Source organism: Amycolatopsis sp. N2S4-7 (assembly GCF_058119595.1).
Genome location: NZ_CP172299.1, coordinates 4,796,186 through 4,822,215, shown reverse-complemented (window position 1 = coordinate 4,822,215; position 26,030 = coordinate 4,796,186). Strand labels below are relative to the sequence as shown.

Annotated in this window: 12 protein-coding genes; 6 read left to right on the top strand and 6 right to left on the bottom strand. The window is 73.9% G+C overall.

Translation table 11 applies throughout. From position 1 onward, the window contains the following. Nucleotides 1-5: 5 nt before the first annotated feature. Complete coding sequence (locus ACH54P_RS22280; RefSeq protein WP_489915696.1) at nt 6-665, top strand: glycoside hydrolase family 11 protein; 660 nt, start codon at nt 6-8, stop codon at nt 663-665. Nucleotides 666-667: 2 nt separating this feature from the next. Next, a complete protein-coding gene (locus ACH54P_RS22275; RefSeq protein WP_489915694.1) occupies nt 668-1,321 on the top strand; it encodes a polysaccharide deacetylase family protein in 654 nt (217 codons plus the stop codon). Between the two features lie 46 nt (nt 1,322-1,367). On the opposite strand, the gene ACH54P_RS22270 is transcribed toward ACH54P_RS22275, so the two are convergent. The 4 genes from ACH54P_RS22270 to ACH54P_RS22255 all read right to left on the bottom strand — a co-directional run bounded on the left by ACH54P_RS22270 (nt 1,368) and on the right by ACH54P_RS22255 (nt 4,094). Continuing rightward, a complete protein-coding gene (locus tag ACH54P_RS22270) occupies nt 1,368-2,054 on the bottom strand; it encodes a hypothetical protein (RefSeq protein ID WP_489915692.1) in 687 nt (228 codons plus the stop codon). Between the two features lie 13 nt (nt 2,055-2,067). After that, entirely contained in the window at nt 2,068-2,205 is a 138-nt protein-coding gene (locus ACH54P_RS22265; protein WP_489915690.1) for a hypothetical protein, read from the bottom strand. Nucleotides 2,206-2,389: 184 nt separating this feature from the next. Beyond that, nucleotides 2,390-3,334, bottom strand: coding sequence for an LLM class flavin-dependent oxidoreductase (locus ACH54P_RS22260; protein ID WP_489915689.1), 945 nt, complete (start codon nt 3,332-3,334; stop codon nt 2,390-2,392). A gap of 10 nt (nt 3,335-3,344) precedes the next feature. Then, nucleotides 3,345-4,094, bottom strand: coding sequence for a carbon-nitrogen hydrolase family protein (locus ACH54P_RS22255; protein ID WP_489915688.1), 750 nt, complete (start codon nt 4,092-4,094; stop codon nt 3,345-3,347). 95 nt (nt 4,095-4,189) lie between these two features. Here ACH54P_RS22255 and ACH54P_RS22250 point away from each other — a divergent pair, with 95 nt between their 5' ends. Then, the gene (locus ACH54P_RS22250) at nt 4,190-5,374 is read left to right on the top strand and encodes a sensor histidine kinase (protein WP_489915687.1); all 1,185 of its coding nucleotides are present in this window, start codon (nt 4,190-4,192) and stop codon (nt 5,372-5,374) included. After that, nucleotides 5,367-6,062, top strand: a complete 696-nt coding sequence (locus ACH54P_RS22245; RefSeq protein WP_489915686.1) for a response regulator — start codon at nt 5,367-5,369, stop codon at nt 6,060-6,062. Before ACH54P_RS22250 ends, ACH54P_RS22245 begins: the two co-directional genes overlap by 8 nt. On the opposite strand, the gene ACH54P_RS22240 is transcribed toward ACH54P_RS22245, so the two are convergent. Next, complete coding sequence (locus ACH54P_RS22240; RefSeq protein WP_489915685.1) at nt 6,059-6,958, bottom strand: ACP S-malonyltransferase; 900 nt, start codon at nt 6,956-6,958, stop codon at nt 6,059-6,061. The two genes, ACH54P_RS22245 and ACH54P_RS22240, sit on opposite strands and share 4 nt — an antisense overlap. Then, nucleotides 6,955-8,373: a class I adenylate-forming enzyme family protein gene (locus ACH54P_RS22235; RefSeq protein ID WP_489915684.1), complete on the bottom strand. Its 1,419-nt coding sequence runs from the start codon at nt 8,371-8,373 to the stop codon at nt 6,955-6,957. Before ACH54P_RS22235 ends, ACH54P_RS22240 begins: the two co-directional genes overlap by 4 nt. 249 nt (nt 8,374-8,622) lie before the next feature. Here ACH54P_RS22235 and ACH54P_RS22230 point away from each other — a divergent pair, with 249 nt between their 5' ends. Together ACH54P_RS22230 and ACH54P_RS22225 are read left to right on the top strand one after the other, a co-directional pair. Next, nucleotides 8,623-19,941, top strand: coding sequence for an SDR family NAD(P)-dependent oxidoreductase (locus ACH54P_RS22230; RefSeq protein ID WP_489916568.1), 11,319 nt, complete (start codon nt 8,623-8,625; stop codon nt 19,939-19,941). Further along, nucleotides 19,938-26,030, top strand: coding sequence for an SDR family NAD(P)-dependent oxidoreductase (locus ACH54P_RS22225; RefSeq protein WP_489915683.1), 6,093 nt, complete (start codon nt 19,938-19,940; stop codon nt 26,028-26,030). The genes ACH54P_RS22230 and ACH54P_RS22225 overlap by 4 nt, the downstream gene beginning before the upstream one ends.

Below are 26,030 nucleotides of genomic sequence, written 5' to 3'. Positions count from 1 at the left end.
GAAGCATGCTTACCAAGAAACGCTTCAGGGTTTTCGCCGGTGGGGCCGTTCTCGCGCTCATCGCCACCTTCCTGCCCGGCGTCGCCCGGGCCGACACCGTCATCACCACCAGCCAGACCGGGAACAACGGCGGCTACTACTACTCGTTCTGGACCGACGGCGGTGGCTCGGTCCAGATGACGCTCGGCTCCGGCGGCAACTACCGGATGAACTGGAGCAACGTCGGGAACTTCGTCGGCGGCAAGGGCTGGAGCAACGGCAGCCGGCGGACCGTGAACTACTCCGGCAGCTTCAACCCCTCCGGCAACGGTTACCTGGCGCTCTACGGCTGGACGTCGAACCCGCTCGTCGAGTACTACATCGTCGACAACTGGGGCACCTACCGGCCGACCGGCACGTACAAGGGCACGGTGACCAGCGACGGCGGCACCTACGACATCTACCAGACGACCCGGTACAACGCGCCGTCCGTCGAGGGGACCAAGACCTTCAACCAGTACTGGAGCGTCCGGCAGTCGAAGAAGACCGGCGGCACCATCACCACCGGCAACCACTTCGACGCGTGGGCGCGGTACGGCATGCGGCTCGGCAGCTTCAACTACTACATGATCCTCGCGACCGAGGGCTACCAGAGCAGCGGCAACTCCAACCTGACGGTGGGCTGATCATGCGTCCCTGGATCCTGGCCGCCATGATGGCCGTGGCGGGCACCGTCGCCGTCGGGCCGGCGCAGGCCGCGGCCTGCAACGGGTACGTCGGCCTCACCTTCGACGACGGGCCGTCCTCCGGGAACACCCCGGCGCTGCTCACCGCGCTGCGGCAGAACGGGTTGCGGGCCACGATGTTCAACGAGGGCCAGTACGCCGCGGCGTACCCGGCCCAGGTCCAGGCCGAGGTGAGCGCCGGCATGTGGGTCGGCAACCACAGCTACACGCACCCGCACCTGACGCAGCAGAGCCAGTCCCAAGTGGACTCCGAGATCTCCCGCACCCAGCAGGCGATCGCGGCGGCGGGCGGCGGCACGCCCCGGCTGTTCCGGCCGCCGTACGGGGAAACCAACGCGACGGTCCAGGCGGTCGAGGCGAAGTACGGCCTCCGGCAGATCATCTGGGACGTCGATTCGGGGGACTGGAACGGCGCGAGCGTGGACGCGATCGTCCAGGCCAACGCCCGCCTCACGAACGGTCAGATCATCCTGATGCACGAATGGCCGGCGAACACGAGGGCGGCGATCCCGCGGATCGCGCAGACCCTGGCGAGCCGCGGGCTGTGCGCGGGGATGATCTCGCCGCAGACGGGCCGGGCGGTGGCGCCGGGCTGAGCGGTCCGGGTGGCGCGGCGGCTTCGGCCCCGCCGCGCCACCCTCCTCAGTCGACGTACCACTCCACCCGCGCCGCGTCCGGCGCAAGTGGCCGGACTTCCGCGCACACCCGGTGGTCCACCAGAATCCCGGTGCTCCGGCAGAACCGCGGGACCCGCGTGATTTCGCTCTGCGGCGCCGGTGTGAAGTGCCGCTCCGCGAGGTAGTCCCGTACCACTTCGGGAGCCCGGTCGCCGGTGGTTTCCAGGACGCCCCAGCAGGTGTGGGAACCACACCCGAAGTCCTCGGTGACCCGCAGCTGCGCGGGACCCGGCGCGACCCCTTCGGCCCCAGGCGGGGATTCGTACGCGGCGAACGACGCGCCGCCAGCGAAGAGGAAGCCCGCCAGCACGAGCACCAGCAGGCGGACCGGCCCCCGCCGCGCGCCGATCGCGCACACGATCGCCGCGAGTGTGGTGTGGAGCCAGTAGACCTCGATCGCCGCCGGTACCCGGTGGCCGGCCAGGCCCAGCTCGCGCGGCAGCACGAACCACGCCGGCAGCGCGACCAGGACCAGCCCGACGACCACCCCGTTCCACGGCGACCGCGCCAGCGAACACCAGACGAGGATCGGCAGCCCCCCGAACCACCCCGCGAAATTACGCGCGAACGCGGCCACGGCCACGGCGGCGACCACGAGGGCCACGCGCCACCACTGGGTCTTCACGCAGGCCACGGCCCAGTGGGTCTTCACGCGGCCATTGTCCTCACCCGGCGGCGGGCGGGAGACCGGGCCGCCGGGCCCGGAGTCGTCCGAGCGCGCGGACGAGCAGGACCGGCGCGCGGACCGCGAGCATCGGCGCGGCGATCGCGCGGTCGATCCCGAGGCCGGGGCAGATCTCCATCGACCGCACGTCGACCAGGCGGGACCGCGGGAACGGCGACAGCCCCAGCGGTCCAGCGGCGCCCGGGCGGTCAGCCCCACCGGCCCGGCCCCGACGATCAGCACCCCGGCGTCCAGGTGAGCACCGTCGCGGCCCGGCGGCTCAGCGCCCCGGTGGCCAGGTCCGCCGGGGTGGCGGAGCGGGCTCACCCGAAGGGCAGCCGGGCGAGGAGCTCGTAGGACCGGCGCCGGTCGGCGTGGTCGTGCACCGGGGTGGTCACCATCAGCTCGTCGGCGCCGGTGGCGTCCACGAGCGACCCCAGCCGGTCTCGCAGGGTGGCCGGCGAGCCCGCCAGGACCCGGCCGTCGTCGGCGGGGGAGTGCTTGGCGGCCTCCTCCGGCGGTGGCAGCAGGACGCGCTCGCCGCGCAGGCGCAGCCACCGCTTCACCCGGGCCGGACCCGCGAGCCACTCGGCGCGTTCGTCGGTCTCGGCCGCGATCACGGCCACGCTGAGCAGGGTCACCGGCGCCGGACGGAGAGCGGGCCGGAACGACGTGCGGTAGACCCGCAGCGCTTCGGCCGCGTCGTCCGGGTTCAGGTGGTGGGCGAACGCGTAGGCCAGCCCGAGCTCCCCCGCGAGCCGCGCGCCGGCCGGGGACGAGCCGAGCAGCCAGACGTCCGGGGCGTTGCCGACCGCCGGGACTGCGACCGGCCTGCCCTCGGCGGTGAAGTACCCGAGCAGCTCCTCGACCTGCTCGCGGAAACCGCGGGCGGTCCGTTCGCGTTCGCCGCGGACGGCGTCCACGGCGGTGCGGGGCCCGCCGGGCGCCCGGCCGAGGCCGAGGTCGATCCGGCCGGGGTGGAACGCCGTCAGCGTGCCGAACTGCTCGGCTACCACGATCGGGGCGTGGTTCGGCAGCAGGACGCCGCCCGCGCCGACGCGGATGCGGCGCGTCGCGGCCGCGAGCCGGCCCGCCACGACCGCCGGCGCGCAGCTCGCCACCCCGCGCATCCCGTGGTGCTCGGGCACCCAGTACCGCCGGTAGCCCAGCTCGTCGGCCAGCACGGCGAGGTCCACCGTGTTCGCCAGCGCCCGCCGCGCGGTCGAACCGGCCACGACCGGCGAGGTGTCGAGCACGGACAAGTCCATAGTGGACGTCTCAGGCGAACAGTTCGGGACGGCGGTCGGCCAGGTAGGGGCTGAGTTCGCGGGCCTTCGGGATCTCGGCGGGGTCGACGTCGGCGAACCGGAGCTCACCGTCGCCGCTGAGCACCCGCCCGTCCGGGCCGACGACCCGGCTGAGGCCGCAGAAGGCGACGCCCGTCCAGTTGGCGTAGGCGACGAACAGCTGGTTCTCGAAGGCGCGGGCCGGGACGAGGCCGGTGGCGACGAACGCGCACGGCTCCATCAGCGCGGTGGGCACGACGAGCAGCTGCGTCCCGGCCAGGGCGTGGGCGCGCACGGCTTCGGGGAATTCGACGTCGTAGCAGATCAGCACGCCCAGGGTGAGGCCGGCGAACTCGGCCTGCACCACGCCGTCGTGACCCGGCTCGAACGCGGCACGCTCGACCGGCCCGTACAAGTGGCTTTTGCGGTACCGGAGCAGCGTGCGGCCGTCGGGGCCGACCAGCCGGGCCGTGTTGTACACGCGGTCGCCGTCGGCCTCGGGCCAGCCGTGCACCACGGCGATCCCCGTCTCGGCGGCGATCGCGGCGACCTCCGCGCAGTGCGGCCCGTCGGCGGGTTCGGCGAGCGACCGCAGCCGCCGGGCGTCGGCCAGGTAGCCGGTGCCGGACAGCTCGGGCGCGACGAGCAGCACCGCCCCGGCCGCCGCGGCCCGCCGCGCCACGGCGCGCAGCCGGGCGGCCGAAACGTCGTCCGGGGTGGCCTGCCAGCAGGCGATCTTCACCGCCCAAGGGTAAGCGGGACGGCGAAAACCCGACAACCCCTAACCTGCCCCACCACGGGGCGCCGGGCGGCCGGTGATGCGGCAGACTGCTGACCATGGACAAGGTGCTCCGCGGCCTCAGGCTCCCCGAGAACGTGGCGCCGGGCTGGCTGGTGGTGCAGCTGCTGGGGTCCGTGGTGATCCTCGCGACGCTGCTGACCACCGCGGAGACCCAGCCGGTCGTGTGGGCGGCCTACGGCGCGGCGGTCGCGTGCTGGGTGGCCTTCGTGCTCGTCCACGCGCGGCTGCCGCGGACGGCCGCGGTGCTGCTCGCCGCGGGCGCCACCGTCGTGGCGCCGGTCATCAGCCTGGCCTCGGACACCTCCGCGCTGGTCATCGGCGTCGTCATGCTCGGCCGGTTCGCGGCGCTGATCACCCCGCGCGTCCGGGTGATCGTCGCGACCGGGTGCGCCGACATCGCGCTGTGCGTGCTCGGGGGCGTGCTCGCGGACGTTTCGCTCGGCGAGACCCTCGGCAACCCGCTCGGCCTGGTGATCATCCTGCTGTTCGGGCTGAACCGGCGGCAGTACCGGATCCACCTGGCGCAGACGCGGGCGCTGCTGGAGCAGACCAAGCGCGCGCAGGCCGAGCAGGCGCGCGCGGCGGCGCTGGACGAACGCACCCGGATCGCGCGGGAGATCCACGACGTGCTGGCGAATTCCCTTGGCGCGCTTGTCGTGCAGCTCGAACTCGCCGAGGCGCTGATGGAGAAGAACGAGGACGGCCAGGCGCTGGAACGGATCCTGGTGTCGCGGCGGTTGGCCGTGGACGGTCTCGCCGAAGCGCGCAACGCCGTGGCCGCGCTGCGCGCCGACGTCCCGCCGCTCGCCCAGGCGCTCGCGGATCTGGCGCAGCGGCACAGCAAGGTGAACGCGGCCGAAGTGTCCTTTCGCACCGAAGGCGACCTCCGGGCGCCCGCTTTCCCGGTGGTAGCCTGCCTCGTGGCGACCGCGCGGGAGGCGTTGACCAACGCCGCGAAACACGCGCCCGGCCATCCGGTGACCGTGGTGCTGGGGTTCGAACCGGAGTCCGTCCGCCTCGCCGTCCGCAACCCGATGGGCGGCGATCCGCGGACCGGGAAGGGCTTCGGTGTCACGGGGATGCGGGAACGGCTCGCGCAGGTCGGTGGCCGGCTGAGCGTCGGGCCCGACCGGGGGGAGTGGCAGGTGCTCGCGGAAGTGCCGGAACCCGTTGGCACCCGACGCGGGGCCCCGGACGACAACGGAGGGGATCATGGGTGAGCCGCAGACGATCAAGGTGATCGTGGTCGACGACCAGCAGGTCGTGCGCGAAGGCCTGGTCGCGCTGATGAGCCTGCTCGACGACGTCGAGGTGGTCGGCTCGGCGGGCAACGGCGCGGAGGCGCTCGAGCTCGTCGGACGGCTGGATGAGCTCGACGTCGTGCTGATGGACCTCAACATGCCCGTCCTGAGCGGGGTCGAGGCGACCCGGCGGATCACCCAGGACCACCCGGACGTGGCCGTCGTGGTGCTGACGACCTATTCGGACGACGAGTCGATCGCCGGCGCGCTGGCCGCGGGGGCCCGCGGCTACCTGACGAAGGAGGCGGGCCGCGGCGAGATCGGCTCCGCGCTGCGGGCGGTGGTCGCCGGGCAGCTGACGTTCGGCGCGGACGTCTCGCGCCAGGTCGTGAGCGCGCTGTTCGACTCGGGCGGCCAGGGTGCGCCGAAAGCCGTGCCGCACAAGGAAGGCCTGCCGGACGGGCTCACCGCGCGCGAGGCCGAGGTGCTCGGCCTGATCGCCGCCGGGCTGAGCAACGGCAAGATCGCGGCCGAGCTGTTCATCGGCGAAGCCACGGTGAAGACGCACATCAACAACGCGTTCGCGAAGATCGGCGTGCGCAACCGCGTCGAGGCGATGCGCTACGCCGTGCGGCACGGGCTGGAGCGCGAACCGAAGTCACGCTAGACCCCGGCGTGGACCGGGCGCAGCGCGAGCTTCGGGTTGTGCGCGACGACCTTGAACGCCTTCGTCCGCGGCACCCGGCTGAAGAGGTTGTCCGTGCCGCAGAAGTGCAGCTCGGTGACACCGAGCCCGTGCAGCGCGCCGGTGATCGACGGCCAGTCGACGGGCCGGTCGAAGGTGCCGAGCAGCATCGTGCGCACCTGCGCGGCCGTGGTCACCACCGCACCGTCCTGATCGGACACCAGCGGCAGCCGCGGGTCGCGCAGCGGGCAGTCGCCGAACGCCGCGGCCGAAGCCAGGTGCCGCAACGCCTCGAACGCGGGTGCGTGCACCGGTGGCCGCATCGTGTACAGCGAATAGCCGCCCACCGCGCTGATCCGCCGGGTGAACTCCGCCAGTTCACCCTCGCGCAGCGAGACCATGTGGAAGCCGTCGTCGACGACGCCGGAGATCTCGTACCACGAGAGTTCGCCGAGGACCGTCCGCCAGCCGTCGTCGGGCACCCGCATGACGGTGTGCGTGACGACGTCCTGGTGGTGTGACGCGAAGTACTCCGCTTCGCAGGCCGCCTGGACCGCGGTCAGCCGTACCGCGTCGGCGAAGGCCAGCGCGCCGGAGTACACGGCGGCGGCCTTCTGCCCGAAGCTGACCCCGGTCACCGCGCCGGGGCGGATCGGGACCCCGTCGCCCAGTGCGACGCAGCTGACCAGGAAGGCCAGCTGCGCGGCGGCGGAGTAGTCGTCTTCGCTTGCGGCGTAGGCGTCGAGCACGGAGTAGCCGACGACTTCGTCGGCTTCCGCGACGCGCCGCCTGCCGCGCGGGTTCAGCACGAGGAACTTCGTCAGCTCCGCGAACCGGCTCGGCGCCATGCCGGGGAAGACGAGCGCGGTGCCGCTCATCCGGCGAGCCCCGCGCCGGCCCTGGCGAGCTCTTCCATGTGCTTCTTGTCCGGCTTCCCGTTGCGGTTGACCGGGAACTCGTCCACGACGACGACCCGGTTCGGCTGCTCGTAGGCGGGCAGCACCTCGCCCAGCACCTCGCGCCAGTAGCCGCTTTCCCGCCGTTGCGGGTCGGCGACGAAGAACACCAGCTGGGCGCCCTTGCGCTCGTCGGGCAGCGAGACGATGCGGGTGCTGCAGCCCCGCGCGGCGACCTTCCGCTCGATGATCTCCGGGTGCAGCGTGTAGCCCATGCGGTGCACGGCGGCCTTGCGGCCGGCGATGAACAGGTTGCGGTTCGCGTCCAGGTAACCGAAGTCCCCGGTGGGGTACCAGCCCTGCTCGACCGGGGTGACGACGCCGTCGTCGCCGAGGAGCCCGGTCAGCATGTCCGGGCAGTCGACGACGACCTCGCCGATCTCCGTCGCGGCGACCTCGCGGCCGTCGTCGTCGACCACCTTGACGCCGATGCCGTCCATCACCTGGCCGGTGCCGACCGGGTTGTCCAGGGTGGCGAAGGCGAGGTTGCCCAGCTCGGTGCTGCCGTAGCTGTCGAGCAGCGTCATGCCGAACTCGGCCTCGTACTCGGCGACCACCGGGCTGTCCAGCGGGGCGGCACCGCTGCAGAACATCCGGACCTTCGCCAGCGCGGCCCGGGCCTCCGGGCGCTTGCGCACGATGTTCAGCATGCTCTGGTAGGTGCTCGGGGCCGCGTCCACGACGGTCGCGCCGCACTGGCCGGCCATCCGCAGCGCGCGGTCCAGCCGCCGGTAGGGCGCGATCACCAGCGAACAGCGGGTCAGCCAGGCGATCATCACCATGGAGATGCCGTACTGGTGCGAGAACGGCAGCAGCGGCAGCAGCACGTCGTCCGGCCGGTGCCCGACCTGCTCGGCGTTGCGCCGCATGTTCTTCAGGAACCGGGCGCCGTTCTTGACGATGCCCTTCGGCGAGCCGGTGGAGCCGGACGACCACATGATGATGCTGTCGGCCAGTGCGGACCACCGGTCGAAGCACAGCCGCTCGCCGGGCTCGGCCGGCACGGCGTCGGCGAGGAGTTCGTAGAGGTACACGGGGGTTTCGTCGTCCGGCAGCGGTGCGTCGTCGTCCACTATGGACATCCGGACGCCGGCCCGGTCGAGGATCTCGCGGGTCGGCTGGGCCTTCTCCTGCGGGTCCACGAGGACGATCGAGACGCCCAGGTGCATCAGCGCGAAGAGCGTGGTCACGTAGCCGGCGGAGTTGCCGGCCTTCAGCATCACGCGGTGGCCGGGCAGCAAGCCCCGCGCGCCCAGCGCGTCGGCCACGCCCAGTGCGCGCAGCTCGAACTCGTCGAGGGTCTGCACCGAGTCCGCAGCAAAGAGTTTCGCCGGCATCGGCCCGTCCTTTCGGTGGAATTTCCGATCCGAGGTGGGCTCGAATATAGGAATGGACGGCGAACGCGCGCCACCCCTATCTCCACCCTCGGCCGTTAGGGGTCCATCGCCAGGTCGGGACCTAGGGGCGGTTAGGGGTGGGGGACGGCCGCCGGATCTCGGTAGCCTCCCGGCAGGGTGCGGGAATTCCGCGTGACGAGCCCGCCGATTCCCGTCGGAAATCGACCGCTGGAGAACGAGGGAAAAATGGTGAACCCCATCCGGGACCTCGGGGCCCTTTCCGACCACGACCGTTCCCGCGTCCTCGGTGAATTCGTCCGGGCGCACCTGGCTGCCGTGCTCGAGGAGCCGCCGGCCGGCGAGCACCGCTCGTTCCTGGACCTCGGCCTGGACTCGGTCGGCGCGGTCGCGCTCCACGCGCGTCTCGCCGAGGCCACCGGGTTGAGCCTGCCGGTGACCTTGGCGTTCGACCACCCGACGCCGGCGCGCTTGGCCGCGTACCTGCGGGACCGGCTGCTCGGCGGGACGGCTCCGGCCGCCGCCGACGTCCCGTCGTGGTCCGGCGAGCCGATCGCGATCGTCGGCATGAGCTGCCGGTTCCCCGGCGGCGCCGGCACCCCGGAGGAGTTCTGGCGCCTGATCGCCGACGGCGGCGACGCCACTTCGGACTTCCCCACCGACCGCGGCTGGGACCTCGAGGCGCTCTACGACGCCGACCCCGACCGGCCCGGCACGACTTACGCGCGTCGCGGCGGTTTCCTGCACGACGCCGCCGGATTCGACGCCGCCTTCTTCGGCATCAACCCGCGCGAAGCCGTCGCGATGGACCCGCAGCAGCGGCTGCTGCTGGAAAGCACCTGGCACGCCTTCGAGGACGCGGGTTTCGACCCGACGGGCCTGCGCGGCAGCCGAACCGGTGTGTACGTGGGCGCCGAGTCGCAGGACTACGGCCCGCGGCTGGAGGACGCGGACGGCGCCGAGGGCTACCTGGACATCGGCACCGCGGGCAGCGTCGCGTCCGGCCGGATCGCCTACACGTTCGGCCTGGAGGGGCCCGCGATCACCGTCGACACGGCGTGCTCGTCGTCGCTGGTCGCGCTGCACCTCGCGGTGCAGGCGCTGCGCCGCGGCGAGTGCGGGCTGGCGCTGGCCGCCGGTGTCGCGGTGATGTCGAGCCCCGGCGGGTTCCTGTCGTTCAGCCGTCAGCGCGCGCTCTCGGAGGACGGCCGCTGCCGCGCGTTCGCCGCCGACGCGGGGGGCACCGGGTGGGCGGAGGGCGTGGCCACGGTGGTGCTGCAGCCGCTCGCGGAAGCCCGCGCGCGGGGGCACCGGGTGCTGGCCGTGGTCAGCGGGAGCGCGGTCAACTCCGACGGCGCGAGCAACGGCCTCACGGCGCCGAGCGGCCCGGCCCAGCAGCGGGTGATCGAGCAGGCCCTCGCCGACGCCGGGCTGCCGCCCGCCGAGGTGGACGCGGTCGAGGCCCATGGAACGGCGACCCTGCTCGGCGACCCGATCGAGGCGAACGCCCTGCAGGCGGTGTACGGAACGGCCCGCCCGGAAGGGCAGCCGCTCTGGCTCGGCTCGGTCAAGTCCAACATCGGCCACACCCAGGCGGCCGCGGGGCTGGCCGGGGTGATCAAGATGGTGCTGGCCATGCGGGCGGGGGAGCTGCCGCGGACGTTGCACGTCGAGCAGCCGACCCCGCACGTGAACTGGGCCGGTGGCGGGGTGGAGCTGCTGACGGAGCCACGGCCGTGGCCGGAGACGGGCCGTCCGCGCCGGGCCGGGGTGTCGTCGTTCGGGATGAGCGGAACGAACGCCCACGTGATCCTGGAGGCAGCTCCGGACGAGGTGGACGCGGCGGTGGGAGCCGGGGGACCGGCGGCCGAGCCCGGCCGGCCGGTGGCGGAGCCTGGCGAGTCGTCGGCCGAACCCCGTCAACCCGCGGCCGAGCCGCCCGGCGACCAGCCGGGCGGGCCGGTCCTGCTGCCGATCTCCGCGAAGACTCCCGCCGCCCTGCGCGCTCAGGCTGCCGCACTCACCAGCCACCTCGACCGCTACCCCCTGGCCGACCTCGGTGCCGCGCTGGGCACCACCCGGGCCGCGCTCAAGCACCGCGCCGTCCTGCTCGCCGACGACCTCCGCTCCGCCCGGGCCCAGCTCGAAGCCCTCGCCGCCGGGGAAGATGCCCCCGGCCTGGTCCGGGGCCGGGTCACCGACGGCGGCCTCGCCGTCCTCTTCCGCGGTGAGGCGCCGCGGGACCTCGACCTGCTCCGGCGCACCTACCCCGTGTTCGCCGCCGCCCTCTCCGAGGCCTGCGGTCACCTCAACGTGCAGCTCGACACCGCGCTCCTCGACCCGGCGGCACCCGAACCCGGCCGGCCCGAGTTCGCCTTCGCCGGGGAGGTGGCCCTCTACCGGCTGTTCGAGTCCTGGGGCGTGGCCGCGGACGTCGTCGCCGGGGCCGGCTTCGGCGAGCTCGCCGCGGTGCACGTCGCCGGGGTGCTTTCCCTTCCGGACGCCTGCGCACTCGCCGGGGCCGTGGCCCGGGGCGCGGGAGAAGACGAGCTGCGGAGGCTCGTTCGGGCACTGACCTTCGATCCCCAGCGGAGGCCCGTGCTCGACGTCACGACCGGTGACCGGCGGGAGGCCACGACCCTGGCCGACGCCGGGCACTGGGCGCGGCTCGCGGAGCCGGTCCAGCCGGAAGCCGGCTGGCTGGACCGGCACGGCGTGCGCGACCTCCTCGAGCTCGGCCAGGCGGCGAACACCACCGAGGCACTCTCCACGCGCTACGTCCGCGGCGCCGGCGTCGACTGGCGCGCGGTCCACCCGGACCGCGACGTGCGCGACGTGCGGCTCCCCGGGTACGCCTTCCAGCGCGAACGGTTCTGGCTGAACGCCACGAGCCCGCGCCACACGCTCTTCGAGACCGTCCTCACCCACGCCGCCAAGGACGAGGTGACGCTCACCGGACGCTTGTCACCGCACACCCACCCCTGGCTCGGCGACCACCGCGTGCAGGGCGCCGTCATCCTGCCCGGCACCGCGTTCCTCGAGCTGGCCGTGCAGGCCGGCGGGCACGCGGGCTGCCGCACGGTGGCCGAGCTGACCCTCCACACCCCGCTCGTCCTGCCCGAGGCGGGCGTGACGATCCAGGTCACCGTCGGCGAGCCGGACGCGCGGGGCCACCGCGCCTTCACCGTCCACTCGCGACAGGAGGGCCCGTGGACGCAGCACGCCGACGGGGTCCTGGCCGTCGCGCCGGTCACCGCCGGGAGTGCCGTTCCCCGGCCGGAAGCCGGTGGCGTCGACATCAGCGGGGTGTACCCGGCGCTCGCCGGCACCGGGCTCGGCTACGGACCCGCCTTCCGCGGCCTGACCGCGGCCTGGCGCACGGACGACGCCGTGGTCGCCGAAGTCGTGTTGCCCGAAGGGGTTCCGGGCGGCTTCGCGCTGCACCCGGTCCTCTCGGACGCGGCCCTGCACGCCCTGGAGCTGTTCGAAGGTGCCTTCGGGGGCGACGGACGCGCCTGGCTGCCGTTCTCGTGGAGCGGCGTCACCGTCCACGCGACCGGCGCGACCCGCGCCCGGGTGCGGCTGACCCGGACCGGCGAGGACACCGTCGCCGTGACGCTGGCCGACCTCGAAGGCACGCCGATCGCCACCGTGGAATCCCTGACGCTGCGGCCGATGCCGGTGGTGGCCGACCCGCTGTACACCACCCAGTGGGTTCCGCTGACGGCGGAAGAAGCCACCGGCACCTGGGCGACCCTGGGTGAGCCCGCGCACCCGGACCTCCCCGCGCTGCTGCTGTCCGAGGTCCCGGACTTCGTGCTCGCTCCCGTGCCGGCGACCGCCGGTCCGCACGCGGCCGCGGCCGGCGTCCTCGGCCTGCTCAAGTCCTGGCTGGGGACCCCGCGGACGGCGGAGTCCCGGCTCGTGGTCCTGACGGCCGGCGCCCTCGCCGCTGTCGGCGGGGACGCCGTGCCCGGCCTCGCGCAGGCCACCGTCCCCGGGCTGGTGCGGTCCGCGCAGGACGAGGAAACCGGCCGGATCCTGCTCGTGGACACCGACGGCAGCGCCCCGAGCGAAGCCGCGCTCCCCGCCGCGGTGACGGCCGCCGTCGCCGCGGGGGAGACCGAACTCGCCCTGCGCGACGGCGTGGCGCTGGTCCCGCGGCTCGGCCCGCGACCGTCGACTGAGGACGGCAGCGGACTCGACCCCGAAGGCACCGTGCTCATCACCGGCGGCACCGGCGTGCTCGGCCGGCTGGTCGCCCGGCACCTCGTGCGGCACCACGGGATTCGCCGCCTGGTCCTGCTGAGCCGCACCGCCCGCCCGGACGCGGACCTGACCGGTCTGGACGCCGACGTCGAGGTTGTCGCCTGCGACGCGGCCGACCGGGACGCCCTCGCCGCGGTCCTCGCCGGCATCCCCCGGCTCACCGCCGTCGTGCACGCCGCGGGGGTCCTCGACGACGGCGTGCTCGGTTCGCTCACCGCCGAGCGGCTGGCGAACGTGCTCCGGCCGAAGGTCGACGCGGCCCGCCACCTCCACGAGCTGACGAACGACCGGCCGCTCGACGCGTTCGTGCTGTTCTCCTCGTCCGCCGCGGTGCTCGGCGGGGCGGGGCAGGCCAATTACGCCGCCGCGAACACGTACCTGGACGCCCTCGCCCAGCACCGCCGGGCCGCCGGCCTGCCCGCGCTGTCCCTGCAGTGGGGCCTGTGGGAAGAGGCCAGCGGGCTGACCGCGAAGCTCGGCGAGGCCGACCACGCCCGGCTCCGGCGTTCGGGGATCGCGCCGGTGCCGACCGACCGCGCGCTGGCGATGCTCGACGCGGCCCTGCGGACCTCGGCTCCCGTGGTGGCGCCGGTGCTCCTGGACCACCCGGCGCTGCGGGCGAAGACCGGCGTCCCGCCGCTGCTGCGCGGGCTCGTCCGCCCGGCGCCGAAGATCGCGCCCGTCGCCGAGGTGCGTCCCGCGGACCTCACCGCGCTGGTGCGCGAGCACGTCGCCGCGGTCCTCGGGCACGCCGCCCCGAACGCCGTCGACCCGGACCAGGCGTTCACCGAACTGGGCTTCGACTCGCTGACCGCCGTCGAGCTGCGCAACCGCCTCGGCACCGCGCTCGACCGGCGGCTGCCCGCGACGCTGATCTTCGACTACCCGACGCCGGCCGCGCTGGCCGCGCACCTGGCCGAGGAGGCCGGCACCCGGGTGACGGCCGCCGCGCCCACGAAGGTCGCGGACGAGCCGGTGGCGATCGTCGGCATGGGCTGCCGCTACCCCGGCGGGGTCACCGATCCGGACGGCCTGTGGCGGCTGGTCGCCGAGGGCACCGACGCCATCGGCGGCTTCCCGGACGACCGCGGCTGGGACCTCGACGGGCTCTACGACCCGGACCCGGACGCGCCGGGCAAGATGTACGTCCGCAACGGCGGCTTCCTCCCGGACGCCCTCGAATTCGACGCCGGGTTCTTCGGGATCTCGCCGCGCGAGGCCCTGGCCATGGACCCGCAGCAGCGTCAGCTCCTGGAGGTCGCCTGGGAGGCCCTCGAGCACGCGGGGATCGACCCGGGCAGCCTGAAGGGCAGCCGCACCGGCGTGTTCGCGGGCGTCATGTACCACGACCACGCGGCGCGCCTGCGCGAGGTTCCCGAGGAGCTGGAAGGCTTCCTCGGCAACGGCAGCGCCGCCAGCGTCCTCTCCGGCCGCGTCGCCTACACGCTCGGCCTCGAAGGGCCCGCGATGTCGGTCGACACCGCGTGTTCGTCTTCGCTGGTGTCGCTGCACCTCGCCGCGCAGGCGCTGCGCCGCGGCGAGTGCTCGATGGCGCTGGCCGGCGGCGTGACGGTGTTGTCCACGCCCGAGGTCTTCGTCGACTTCAGCCGCCAGCGCGGGCTCGCCCCGGACGGCCGCTGCCGCGCGTTCTCGGACGACGCCGACGGCACCGGCTGGGCCGAGGGCGTGGGCGTGCTCGTGCTGGAACGCCTTTCGGACGCCGAACGCCACGGTCACCGGATCCTCGCCGTGGTGCGGGGCTCGGCGGTGAACTCCGACGGCGCGTCCAACGGCATGACGGCCCCCAACGGTCCTTCGCAGCAACGCGTGATCGCGGCCGCGCTCGAGGACGCCGGGCTGGGCACCGGCGACGTCGACCTCGTGGAGGCGCACGGCACCGGCACGTCCCTCGGCGACCCGATCGAGGTCCAGGCCCTGCAAGCGACCTACGGCGCCGGGCGCCCGGAGGACCGTCCCCTGTGGCTCGGCTCGCTGAAGTCGAACCTCGGGCACGCGCAGGCCGCCGCCGGGGTCGGTGGCGTGATCAAGGTGGTCCAGGCCCTGCGGGCCGGCGTCCTGCCGAAGACGCTGCACGCGAAGACACCGTCGTCGGAGATCGACTGGGACGGCGGGGTGGAGCTGCTGCAGGACACCCGTCCCTGGAAGTCGGACGGCCCCCGCCGGGCCGGCGTGTCGTCGTTCGGGATCAGCGGCACGAACGCGCACGTGATCCTCGAAGAGGCACCGCCGGTCGAGACCCCCGAGCCGGCCGGGACGCCGGTGGGGCCGCTGCCGGTCGTCGTCCACGCGAAGACGCCGGAGGCGCTGCGGGACCAGGCCGCCCGGCTGCGTGACCACGTGCTGGCGCACCCGGAGTTCTCCGTCGCCGACGTCGGCTACTCGCTGGCCACCGGCCGGACTTCGTTCGCGCACCGCGGCGCGGTGGTCGCCGCGGACCGCGACGAGCTCGTGGCGGGACTCGCCGAACTGGCCGCGGGCGCGGAGTCGGCGGTGACCGGGTCCGGCTCCGCCGACGCCCGGGTGCTGATGGTGTTCCCCGGCCAGGGTTCCCAGTGGGTCCACATGGGACTGGAGCTGGCGGAGCACGAGCCGGTGTTCGCCGAACGCCTGCGGGAGTGCGACGAAGCGTTGTCGGAGTTCGTCGAGTGGTCTCTGTTCGACAAGCTGGCCGACGAGTCCGCGCTGGGGCAGGTGGACGTGGTGCAGCCGCTGCTGTGGGCGATGATGGTGTCGCTCGCCGCACTGTGGCGCTCCTACGGTGTCGAGCCTGCCGGGGTGGTGGGTCACTCGCAGGGCGAGATCGCCGCGGCGACGGTGTCCGGCGCGCTGTCGCTGAGCGACGGCGCTCGGGTGGTGGCGTTGCGGGCGAAGGCGTTGCGGGCGCTGGAAGGCGTCGGGGGCATGGCGTCGATCCTGGTGTCGGCGGACCGCGCGGCCGGGCTGATCGAGCCGTGGGGGGAGAAGCTCGCGGTGGCGGCGGTGAACGGTCCGGCGCAGGTGATCGTGTCCGGCGACGTGTCCGCTTTGGACGAACTCGCCGTGGTCTGTGAGAACGAGGGCGCGCACTACCGCCGGATCGGCGTGTCGTACGCGTCGCACCACCCGCAGGTGGGGCAGCTGGCCGACGTCATCCTCGGCGACCTCGCCCCGGTGGCCCCGGCGACCACCGCAATTCCCTTCTACTCCACGGTGTCCGGTGCGGCGATCGACACCGCCGCCCTGACCGGCGAGTACTGGCTGGAGAACCTGAAGAGCCAGGTCCGGTTCTTCCCGACCGTCGTCAAGGCGCTCGAGGACGGCTTCACGCACGTCCTGGAGATCAGCCCGCACCCCGTGCTCGGCGCACCCCTCGAGGAGGCGGCGCCGGACCTCCCGGTGCTCGCCACCCTGCGCCGCGGCGACGGCGGCCCGAGCCGGTTCCGCACGTCGGTGACCGAGTTCACCGTCGGCCAGGGCAGCCTCGACTGGACCGGCCTCTACCTGAAGGCGGGCGCGCGCAAAGTTCCGCTGCCCACCTACGCCTTCCAGCACGAGCGGTACTGGCTGGACGCCCGCCCGGGCACCCAGGACGTCGGCACCGCCGGCCTGCGCCCGGCCGGGCACGGGCTGCTCGGCGCGGTGCTGCAGGCCGCCGGCGACGGCACGGTCTACCTCAGCGGACGGCTGTCCCTGGCCACCCGGCCGTGGCTCGCCGACCACGCCCTCGGCGACACCCCGCTCCTGCCCGGCGCGGCGATGGTGGACATGGCCGTGCACGCCGGCGACCAGCTCGGCTGCCCGCACCTGGAGGAGCTCACCCACCACGCGCCGCTGCTGCTGCCGCGCACCGGATCCGTGGTCGTCCAGCTGATGGTGACCGCCCCCGACGAGGACGGCCGCTGCGGCCTGACCCTCCATTCGCGACCCGAAGGCGACGACGACTGGGAGCTGCACGCGTCCGGCCTGCTCTGCCGCGAGGCCCCCGAACGCCCGGCGGCTCCGGCCACCTGGCCGCCGGAAGGCGCGAAGCGGATCGACACCACGGACGCCTACCGCGTCCTCGCCGAGCAGGGGTACGCCTACGGGACCCTGTTCCAGGGCCTCGAAGCCGCGTGGCGCACCCGCGGCGCGCTGTACGCCGAGGTGAGCCTGCCGGACGCCCTGGAGGACGACGGTTTCGTGCTCCACCCGGCGCTGCTCGACGCCGCCCTGCACGTCATCAGCCTGGCGAACCCCGGCGAGGACACCGCGATCCCGTTCTCGTGGCAGGGCGTCACCGTGCACGCGAGCGGCGCCCGCCGCCTCCGGGTGTGCGTCACCGGCGGCGACGACGACACCGTCGCCATCACGGCCTTCGACGGCGCCGGCACGCCGGTGCTCGACGTCCGCACCCTGGTTTCCCGGGCGCTGCCGCCGCAGGCGCTGTCCCGGTTCGTCAACATCCGGGACAGCCTGTTCCAGGTCGACTGGCCGGAGTGGACGGCCGAAAGCGGTTCGGCGGTCGTCGTCGAGAAGCCGGCGTTCGGCGTGCTCGACGACACCAGCGGGCTGCGGTCCTGGTTCGCCGAGGCCGGCTGCGAGCCCGTCCTGTACCGCGGCTGGGACGAGGTCGCCGTCACCCGCGAGACGCCGGACCTGGTGCTGTGGGACACCGCTTCGCTCGTCCGCCGTCCGGTGGACCTCGACGACGGCCCGGAGCTCGCCGAGACGGCGGGCCGGCTGGTCGAAGCGGTGCTGATGCGCCTGAAGCGCTGGCTCGCGCTGCCGCAGTCCGAGCGCACCCGGCTCGTCGTGGTCTGCTGGGGCGGCCTGGCCGTCGCGGGCGTCGCCGGCCTGATCCGGTCGATGAGCACGGAGTTCCCGGACCGCCTGGTGCTGCTCGACGTCCGTGGCAAGGGCACCGTCGACGTCCCGGCCCTGATGGCGGTGCTGGCCACCGACGAGAACGTGGTGGGCCTGCGCGACGGCGTCGTCCGCGTGCCGCGGCTCGGCCGGACGGTCTCGGAGCTGGCGATCCCGGACGGCGAGGCCTGGTCGGTCGCGTCGGACGGACGCGGGACGCTCGACGGCGTCGGCCTGGTCCCGTCGGACGCGGCCACCGCCGAGCTCGGCCCGGGCGAGGTGCGCATCGCGGTGCGCGCCGCCGGCGTCAACTTCCGGGACGTGCTGATCAGCCTGGGCATGTACCCCGACGAGGGCGCGATGATGGGCAGCGAGGCCGCCGGTGTGGTCCTCGAAACCGGCGCGGACGTGCGTTCCGTGCGGCCGGGCGACGCCGTGATGGGCCTGTTCACCGAGTGCTCCGGCTTCGGCTCGCACGCGGTGACCGACGCCCGGATGGTCGTCCCGGTGCCCGAGGGCTGGTCCTTCGAACAGGCCGGCGCCGCCCCGGTCGTCTTCCTGACCGCGTTCTACGCGCTGCACGACCTCGGCAAGCTGGCCGCCGGCAAGCGGGTCCTCGTCCACACCGCCACCGGCGGCGTCGGCATGGCGGCCCTGCAGCTGGCCCAGTACTGGGGCGCGGAGGTCTACACCACGGCGCACCCGGCCAAGTGGCCGGTCCTGCGCACCCTCGGGGTGCCGCGCGAGCGGATGGCGAACTCGCGCACCGCGGACTTCGAGGCCGAGTTCCTGGCAGCGACGCGGGGCGCGGGCATGGACGTCGTGCTGAACTCCCTGGCCAACGAGCAGACCGACGCCTCCCTGCGGCTGCTGCCGCGCGGCGGGCGGTTCGTCGACATGGGCAAGACCGACGTCCGCGACCCGAAAGCCGTCGCCCACGCGCACCCCGGGGTGCGGTACCGGGCCTTCGACCTCGTCGAGGCCGGGCCCGACCGGATCCGCGACATCCTCACCGCGCTGCACGAGCTGTTCACCGCGCGGGTGCTGCTGCCGCTGCCGGTCAAGGCCTGGCCGATGCAGCAGGCCCGCCGCGCGCTGCGGTTCGTGCGGGAGGCGCGGCAGATCGGCAAGGTCGTGCTGACGCTGCCGGAGGAGATCGACCCGGACCGCCCGGTGCTCGTCACCGGCGGCACGGGCACGCTGGGCGGCCTGCTGGCCCGGCACCTGGTCACCGAGTACGGCGTGCGGGACCTGGTGCTGACGTCGCGGCGCGGCCTCGGCGCGGTCGGCGCGGCGGACCTGCGGAACGAGCTCCTCGAAGCCGGCGCGGACTCGGTCGCCGTCGTCGCCTGCGACGTCGCCGACCGTGACTCCCTGGCCGCGCTGTTCGAGCAGACCGGGCCGGTCGGGGCGGTGTTCCACACGGCGGGCGTGCTCGACGACGGCCTGTCGGTGAACCTCCGCCCCGAGCAGGTGCGGCGGGTGCTGGCGCCGAAGGTGCAGGCGGCGACCTACCTGCACGAGCTGACCCAGGACATGGGGCTGTCGCACTTCGTGCTGTTCTCCTCGGCCGCCGGCGTGCTCGGCGACGCCGGGCAGGCCAACTACGCGGCGGCGAACACCTACCTCGACGAGCTGGCCGCGCGGCGCCGCGCACTGGGCCTGCCGGCGCTGTCGCTGTCGTGGGGCCTGTGGGCGGACGAGTCCGGCATGACCGGGCACCTCGACGGCGTCCACCACGACCGCATGGCCGCGAACGGCATGCGCGCGCTCTCGGCCGGGCACGCGCTGGGGTTGCTGGACGTCGCGCTGACGTCGACGCACCCGCACTACGTGCCGATCTCCCTGACCGTCGGCGCCCAGAGCGAGCCGATCTTCCGGGCCCTGGTCCAGCCGAAGCGGGCGCAGGCCGGCGCGGGTGCCGTCGCGCAGGACGGGCTCGCCGAGCGGCTGTCGGTGCTCAACGCCGAGCAGCAGCTGGACCTGCTGGAGCAGCTGGTGGCCGCGCAGGTCAACCTCGTCCTCGGGCACGCCGAGGAGCACCCGGTCGACCCGGACCAGCCGTTCACCGTGCAGGGCTTCGACTCGCTGACCGCGGTCGAGCTGCGCAACCGGCTGGGCGCCCGGACCGGCGCGCACCTGCCCGCGACCCTGATCTACGACCACCCCACCCCGCGGCACATCACGCGGCTGCTGCACCGGACGCTCGCGCCGGAACAGGAGCCGTTGTCGGCCGACGACGAGGACAAGCGGCGGCTGCAGGAAGTCCTGGCCACCGTGCCGGTGTCCCGGATCCGGGAGATCGGGCTGCTCGACGCGCTGCTGAGCCTGGCCGAAGAGCCGGACGCCGCGGGCTTCGCCGCCTCGGCGGCGGACGTGGACGACATGGACACCGACGCACTCATCGCGTTGGCGATGGAGGGATCCGAGAACTCATGACTGCACCTGAGGAGAAGGTCGTCGCCGCACTCCGCGCGTCGGTCAAGGAGGCCGAGCGGCTGCGCCGGCAGAACCAGCAGCTCCGCGCCGCGGCCCACGAACCGGTCGCGATCGTCGGGATGGGCTGCCGGTTCCCCGGCGGGGTCGCCTCCCCGGACGACCTGTGGCGGCTGGTCGACGGCGGCGCGGACGTCATCGGCGAGTTCCCGGCCGACCGCGGCTGGGACGCGGACGCGTTGTACGACCCCGACCCGGAAACCGCCGGGAAGGCGTACGTGCGCACCGGCGGGTTCCTCCACGGCTCGAACGGCTTCGACGCGGGCTTCTTCGGGATCTCGCCGCGTGAAGCGCTGGCCATGGACCCGCAGCAGCGGCAGCTGCTGGAGGTCGCCTGGGAGACCCTGGAGAACGCCGGGATCGACCCGGTTTCGCTGAAGGGCAGCCCGACCGGCGTGTACGTCGGCGTGATCCACAGCTCCTACGCCGACCGGCTGCCTTCGGTGCCCGGCGAGCTGGAAAGCTACGTGGACAACGGGAACCTCAGCAGCGTCGCGTCCGGGCGGATCTCCTACACCCTCGGCCTGGAGGGGCCGGCGGTGTCGGTCGACACGGCCTGCTCGTCCTCGCTCGTGGCGCTGAACCTCGCGGTCCGCGCGCTGCGCAACCAGGACTGCACGCTGGCGCTGGCCGGTGGGGCCACGATCATGGCGAGCGAAAGCTCGTTCGTGAACTTCAGCCGTCAGCGCGCGGTCGCGCCCGACGGCCGCAGCAAGGCGTTCTCCGAGGACGCCGACGGCTTCGGCGTCTCCGAAGGTGTCGGTTTTCTCTTGCTGGAACGGCTGTCCGACGCGGTGCGCAACGGGCACGAGGTCCTCGCCGTGGTGCGGGGTTCGGCGGTGAACTCCGACGGCGCGTCGAACGGGCTCTCCGCCCCGAACGGTCCTTCGCAGCAGCGCGTGATCACGGCCGCCTTGGAAGACGCGCGGCTGTCCGCGGCCGACGTCGACCTGGTCGAGGCGCACGGCACGGGGACCGCGCTCGGCGACCCGATCGAAGTCCAGGCGTTGCAGGCCGTTTACGGGGTCGATCGGGCGGACCGGCCGCTGTGGCTGGGTTCGCTGAAGTCGAACATCGGCCATGCCCAGGCCGCCGCCGGGGTCGGCGGGGTGATCAAGGTCGTGCAGGCGTTGCGGGCCGGGGTCATGCCGCGGACGTTGCACGCGTCGACGCCGTCGTCGAAGATCGAGTGGGGCGGTGGCGGCGTCGAGCTGCTGCAGGACGCTCGTCCGTGGGATTCCGAGGTGCGCCGGGCGGGGGTGTCGTCGTTCGGGATCAGCGGAACCAACGCGCACGTGATCCTGGAGCAGGCACCCTCCGCCGAGGCTGAATCGGCCGAGATCGCGGGGCCGCTGCCGTTCCTGCTGCACGCGAAGACGCCGGAGGCGTTGCGGGACCAGGCTTCCCGGCTGCGGGAGCACGTCTTGGCGCACCCGGAGTTCTCCCTGGGCGACCTCGGGTTCTCGCTGGCGGGCCGGAGCCGGTTCGCCCACCGCGGCGCGGTCGTGGCTTCGAACCGCGATGAGCTGCTGGCCGGGTTGGCGGACCTGGAGCCGACCGGTTCGGGTGCCGGGCCCAGCCGGGTGCTGATGGTGTTCCCCGGCCAGGGTTCCCAGTGGGTCCACATGGGACTGGAGCTGGCGGCGAGTGAGCCGGTGTTCGCCGCGCGGCTGCGTGAATGTGACGCGGCGCTGTCGGAGTTCGTCGAGTGGTCGCTGTTCGACAAGCTGGCGGAGGAGACCAGCGAAGTCGACGTGGTGCAGCCGTTGTTGTGGGCGGTGATGGTGTCGCTCGCGGCCCTGTGGCGGTCCTACGGTGTCGAGCCGGCGGGGGTGGTCGGTCACTCACAAGGCGAGATCGCCGCCGCGACCGTGTCGGGTGCGCTGTCCCTGGGCGAGGGCGCCCGGGTGGTGGCGTTGCGGGCGAAGGCGTTGCGGGCGCTGGAAGGCCGCGGCGGGATGGCCTCGTTGCGGGTTTCGGCCGAGCGCGCGGCGGAGCTGATCGACGAGCGGCTCGCGGTGGCGGCGGTGAACGGCCCCGCGCAGGTGATCGTGTCGGGCGACGTGTCCGCGTTGGACGAACTGGCCGGGACCTGTGAGAGTTACCGTCGCATCGATGTTTCCTACGCCTCGCACCACCCGCAGGTGGGGCAGCTCGCCGACGTGATCCTCCGGGACCTGGCACCCGTCGCCCCGAAGAGCACGGAGATCCCGTTCTTCTCCACGGTGTCCGGTGCGGCGATCGACACCGCGACGTTGACCGGGGACTACTGGCTGGAGAACCTGCGCAGCCAGGTGAAGTTCTTCCCGACGGTCGTGGACGCGCTCACCCGGGGCTTCACCCACGTGGTGGAAGTGAGCCCGCACCCCGTGCTCGGCGCCCCCCTCGAAGAAGCCGCCCAAGGGCTTCCGGTGCTGTCGACCTTGCGCCGCGAAGGTGGTCAGGCGCGGTTCCGGACCGCCCTCGCCGAATTCCACGTCCACGGTGGCCACGTGGACTGGACGCCCGTGTTCGAGGGCGCCCGCCGGGTTCCGTTGCCCCCCTACGCCTTCCAGCACGAACGCTACTGGCTGGAGTCCGCCGACGGCGCCCAGGACGTGGCCGCGGTCGGCCTGCGCCCGGCGGAGCACGGTCTCCTCGGCGCGGTCCTGCACGCCGCCGACACCGGCGCGGTCTACCTGTCGGGCCGGTTGTCCCCGGCCGCCCAGCCGTGGCTGGCCGACCACGCGCTCGGCTGCACCGTGATCCTGCCCGGTGCCGCGATGCTGGAGATGGCCGTGCACGCCGGCGACCAGCTCGGCTGCCCGCGCGTCGAGGAGCTGACCCACCACGCGCCCCTCGCGCTCCCCGCGCAGGTCCAGGTCACCGTGCACGCGCCCGACGAGACCGGCCGCAGCGCCTTCTCCCTCCACTCGCGGTCCGCGGACGAGGAATGGGTCCAGAACGCCGAAGGCGTCCTGACCCAGGGCACCGCCGCGGCCGACAGCGGCCTCGCGGAATGGCCGCCACGGGACGCGCGGCCGGTCGACGTCGAAGCCTTCTACCCGGCGCTCGCCGAAGCGGGCCTCAGCTACGGGCCGGTGTTCCAGGGACTCCGGCGGGCCTGGCGGCGCGGCGACGAGCTGTTCGCGGAGGTCGTCCTGCCCGACGGCCAGGCCACCGACCGGTTCGTCCTCCACCCCGCGCTGCTCGACGCGGCCGTGCAGACCGCCGAGCTCGACGGCGACGGCACCACCCGGCTGCCGTTCTCCTGGCGCGGCTTCTCGGTGTTCGCCACCGGCGCCCGCGCGCTGCGCGTCCGGGTCGCCCCGGCGGGCGAGGACGGCGTGACCATCACCGCCGCCGACTCCACGGGGGCACCGGTCGCCCAGGTCGACGAGCTGATCTCCCGGCCCGTCCCGGTGGGCGGCCCCGCCGTCCGGCTGCGGGACGCGATGTACCGCGTCGACTGGCAGGACTGGACCCCGGCCTCGGGCTCGCAGCCGGCGCCGGCCGAGACCGTGCGGTGGCGGGTCCCCGGCGGGCAGACCGCGAGCGAGGTCATCGAAACCACGCTGCGGCGCATCCAGGAGTGGCTGGCCGAGCCGGGCGAGGCCCGGCTGGTCGTCGAATGCGCCGACACTCTCGAGACCGCCGGCTTGCCGGGCCTGGTCCGCACGGTGGCGGCCGAGTTCCCCGGCCGGGTTTCGCTGCTCGTCACCGATGGGTCCGAAGTGGACGTTCCGGCCACGGACGAACCCGTCATGGGCGTCTTCGACGGAACGGTGCGGGTTCCGCGCCTCGGCCGCGTCGGCGCCGAACTCACGCTCCCCGAAGGCGGCTGGCGGATCGGCAACGACGCCGACCCGGTGCCGTACGACACGGGCACCGCGCCCCTGGCACCCGGGCACGTCCGGGTCCGCGTGCGCGCGGCGGGCGTCAACTTCCGGGACGTCCTGATCGGCCTGGGCATGTACCCGGACCCCGACGCCGTGCTGGGCAGCGAAGCCGCGGGCATCGTGGTCGAGGTCGGCCCCGGCGTCGATTCGGTGCAGGCCGGGGACGCCGTCATGGGCCTGTTCACCGAGTGCGCCACCTTCGGCGCGGTCGCCGTGACGGACGCCCGGCTCCTCGCGGAAATCCCGGACGGCTGGACCTTCGAGCAGGCCGGCTCGACGCCCGTCGCGTTCCTCACCGCGTTCTACGCCCTCGCCGACCTGGCCAAGCTGACCACGGGCGAAAAGGTCCTGATCCACACCGCCACCGGCGGCGTGGGCATGGCGGCCCTGCAGCTGGCCCGGCACTGGGGCGCGGAGGCGTTCACCACCGCGTCCCCGGCGAAGTGGGGCGCGCTGCGCGAACTCGGCGTCCCGCCGGAGCGGATCGCCAGTTCCCGGGACCTCGGCTTCGAAGCCGACTTCCGGCGCGAGACCGGCGGCGTGGACGTCGTCCTGAACTCCTTGGCCCACGAGCACACCGACGCGTCCCTGCGGCTGCTGCGCTCCGGCGGCCGGTTCGTGGACATGGGCAAGACCGACGTCCGCGACCCGGAGACCGTCGCCGCGGACCACGAAGGCGTCTGCTACCGGGCGTTCGACCTCATCGAGGCCGGGCCGGACCGGCTGCGCGAGATCCTCACCGAGCTGTCCAAGCTCTTCGGCGAAGGCGTGCTCGAACCGCTGCCGGTGCGGGCGTGGCCGATGCAGCAGGCGCGGCAGGCCCTGCGGTTCGTGCGGGACGCCCGGCACGTCGGCAAGGTCGCGCTGACCCTGCCCGAGCCCCTCGACGCGGCCCGCCCGGTGCTCGTCACCGGCGGCACCGGCACGCTCGGCGCCCTGCTGGCCCGCCACCTCGTCGCGCGACACGGTGTCCGGCACCTGGTCCTCACCTCGCGCCGCGGTCCCGCGGCGGCCGGGGGCCTCGGCGACGAACTCCGGGAGCTGGGCGCCGAGTCCGTCGACGTCGTCGCGTGCGACGTCGCCGATCGCGAGGCCGTCGACGCGCTGGTCGCCCGGTACCCGCGGCTGGGTGCGGTGTTCCACACGGCGGGGGTCCTCGACGACGGCCTTTCGGTGAACCTCACCCCCGAGCAGCTGGCGAAGGTGCTGCGGCCCAAGGTGCACGCGGCCACCCACCTGCACGAGGCGACCCTCGCGCACGGGCTGTCGCACTTCGTGCTGTTCTCCTCGGCGGCCGGCGTGCTGGGCGACGCCGGGCAGGCCAACTACGCCGCCGCGAACACCTACCTCGACGAGCTGGCCCGACGGCGTCGCGCGCGGGGCCTGCCGGGGTTGTCGCTGTCGTGGGGCCTGTGGGAGGACGCGTCCGGCATGACCGGGCACCTCGGCGACACCGAGCGGGCCCGGCTGGCCGGCGCCGGGATGCGCCCGCTCGCGGCCGGGCACGCCCTCGGGCTGCTGGACGCCGCGATGACGTCGACGCACCCGCACTACGTGCCGATCGCGCTGACCGTCGGGGCGCAGCCGGAACCGCTGTTGCGCGCGCTGACCAGGACCACGCGGCAGACCGCCGTCACCACCACCGGAACGACCGGACCGGCCGGGCAGCTGGCCGCGCTGAACCCGGAGCAGCAGCTGCACCGGCTGGAGACGATCGTGGCGGCGCAGGTGAACCACGTCCTGGGGCACGCCGAAGACCACCGGACCGACCTGGACCAGCCGTTCACGGCCCAGGGGTTCGACTCGCTGACCGCGGTCGAGCTGCGGAACCGGCTCACCGCGCAGACCGGGGTCCGGCTGACGGCGACCCTCATCTACGACCACCCGACCCCGCGGCACGTCGCGCGGCTGCTCCACGCGGACCTCGCGCCGGGATCGGCCGCGTCTTCGGTGCTCGACCGGCTCGACAGCCTGGAGTCCGCGCTGGCCGGGGCCGCCGGCGACGAGGACCGCGCGGAGATCACCGCGCGGCTGCGGGCGCTGCTCGACCGGTGGACCGGCAGCACGGAGGGCGAGGCCGGCGGGGACGACGTCGACGACGCCTCGGCCGACGAACTGCTCGACATCATCGCCAAGGAATTCGGAAGGTCCTGA

What these genes read in the sequence shown, in the direction of transcription:
- ACH54P_RS22280 (WP_489915696.1), top strand. Translation starts at nt 6, where the DNA reads ATGCTTACCAAGAAACGCTTCAGGGTTTTCGCCGGTGGGGCCGTTCTC.
- ACH54P_RS22275 (WP_489915694.1), top strand. Translation starts at nt 668, where the DNA reads ATGCGTCCCTGGATCCTGGCCGCCATGATGGCCGTGGCGGGCACCGTC.
- ACH54P_RS22265 (WP_489915690.1), bottom strand. Translation starts at nt 2,205, where the DNA reads ATGGAGATCTGCCCCGGCCTCGGGATCGACCGCGCGATCGCCGCGCCG.
- ACH54P_RS22260 (WP_489915689.1), bottom strand. Translation starts at nt 3,334, where the DNA reads ATGGACTTGTCCGTGCTCGACACCTCGCCGGTCGTGGCCGGTTCGACC.
- ACH54P_RS22250 (WP_489915687.1), top strand. Translation starts at nt 4,190, where the DNA reads ATGGACAAGGTGCTCCGCGGCCTCAGGCTCCCCGAGAACGTGGCGCCG.
- ACH54P_RS22245 (WP_489915686.1), top strand. Translation starts at nt 5,367, where the DNA reads ATGGGTGAGCCGCAGACGATCAAGGTGATCGTGGTCGACGACCAGCAG.
- ACH54P_RS22240 (WP_489915685.1), bottom strand. Translation starts at nt 6,958, where the DNA reads ATGAGCGGCACCGCGCTCGTCTTCCCCGGCATGGCGCCGAGCCGGTTC.
- ACH54P_RS22235 (WP_489915684.1), bottom strand. Translation starts at nt 8,373, where the DNA reads ATGCCGGCGAAACTCTTTGCTGCGGACTCGGTGCAGACCCTCGACGAG.
- ACH54P_RS22225 (WP_489915683.1), top strand. Translation starts at nt 19,938, where the DNA reads ATGACTGCACCTGAGGAGAAGGTCGTCGCCGCACTCCGCGCGTCGGTC.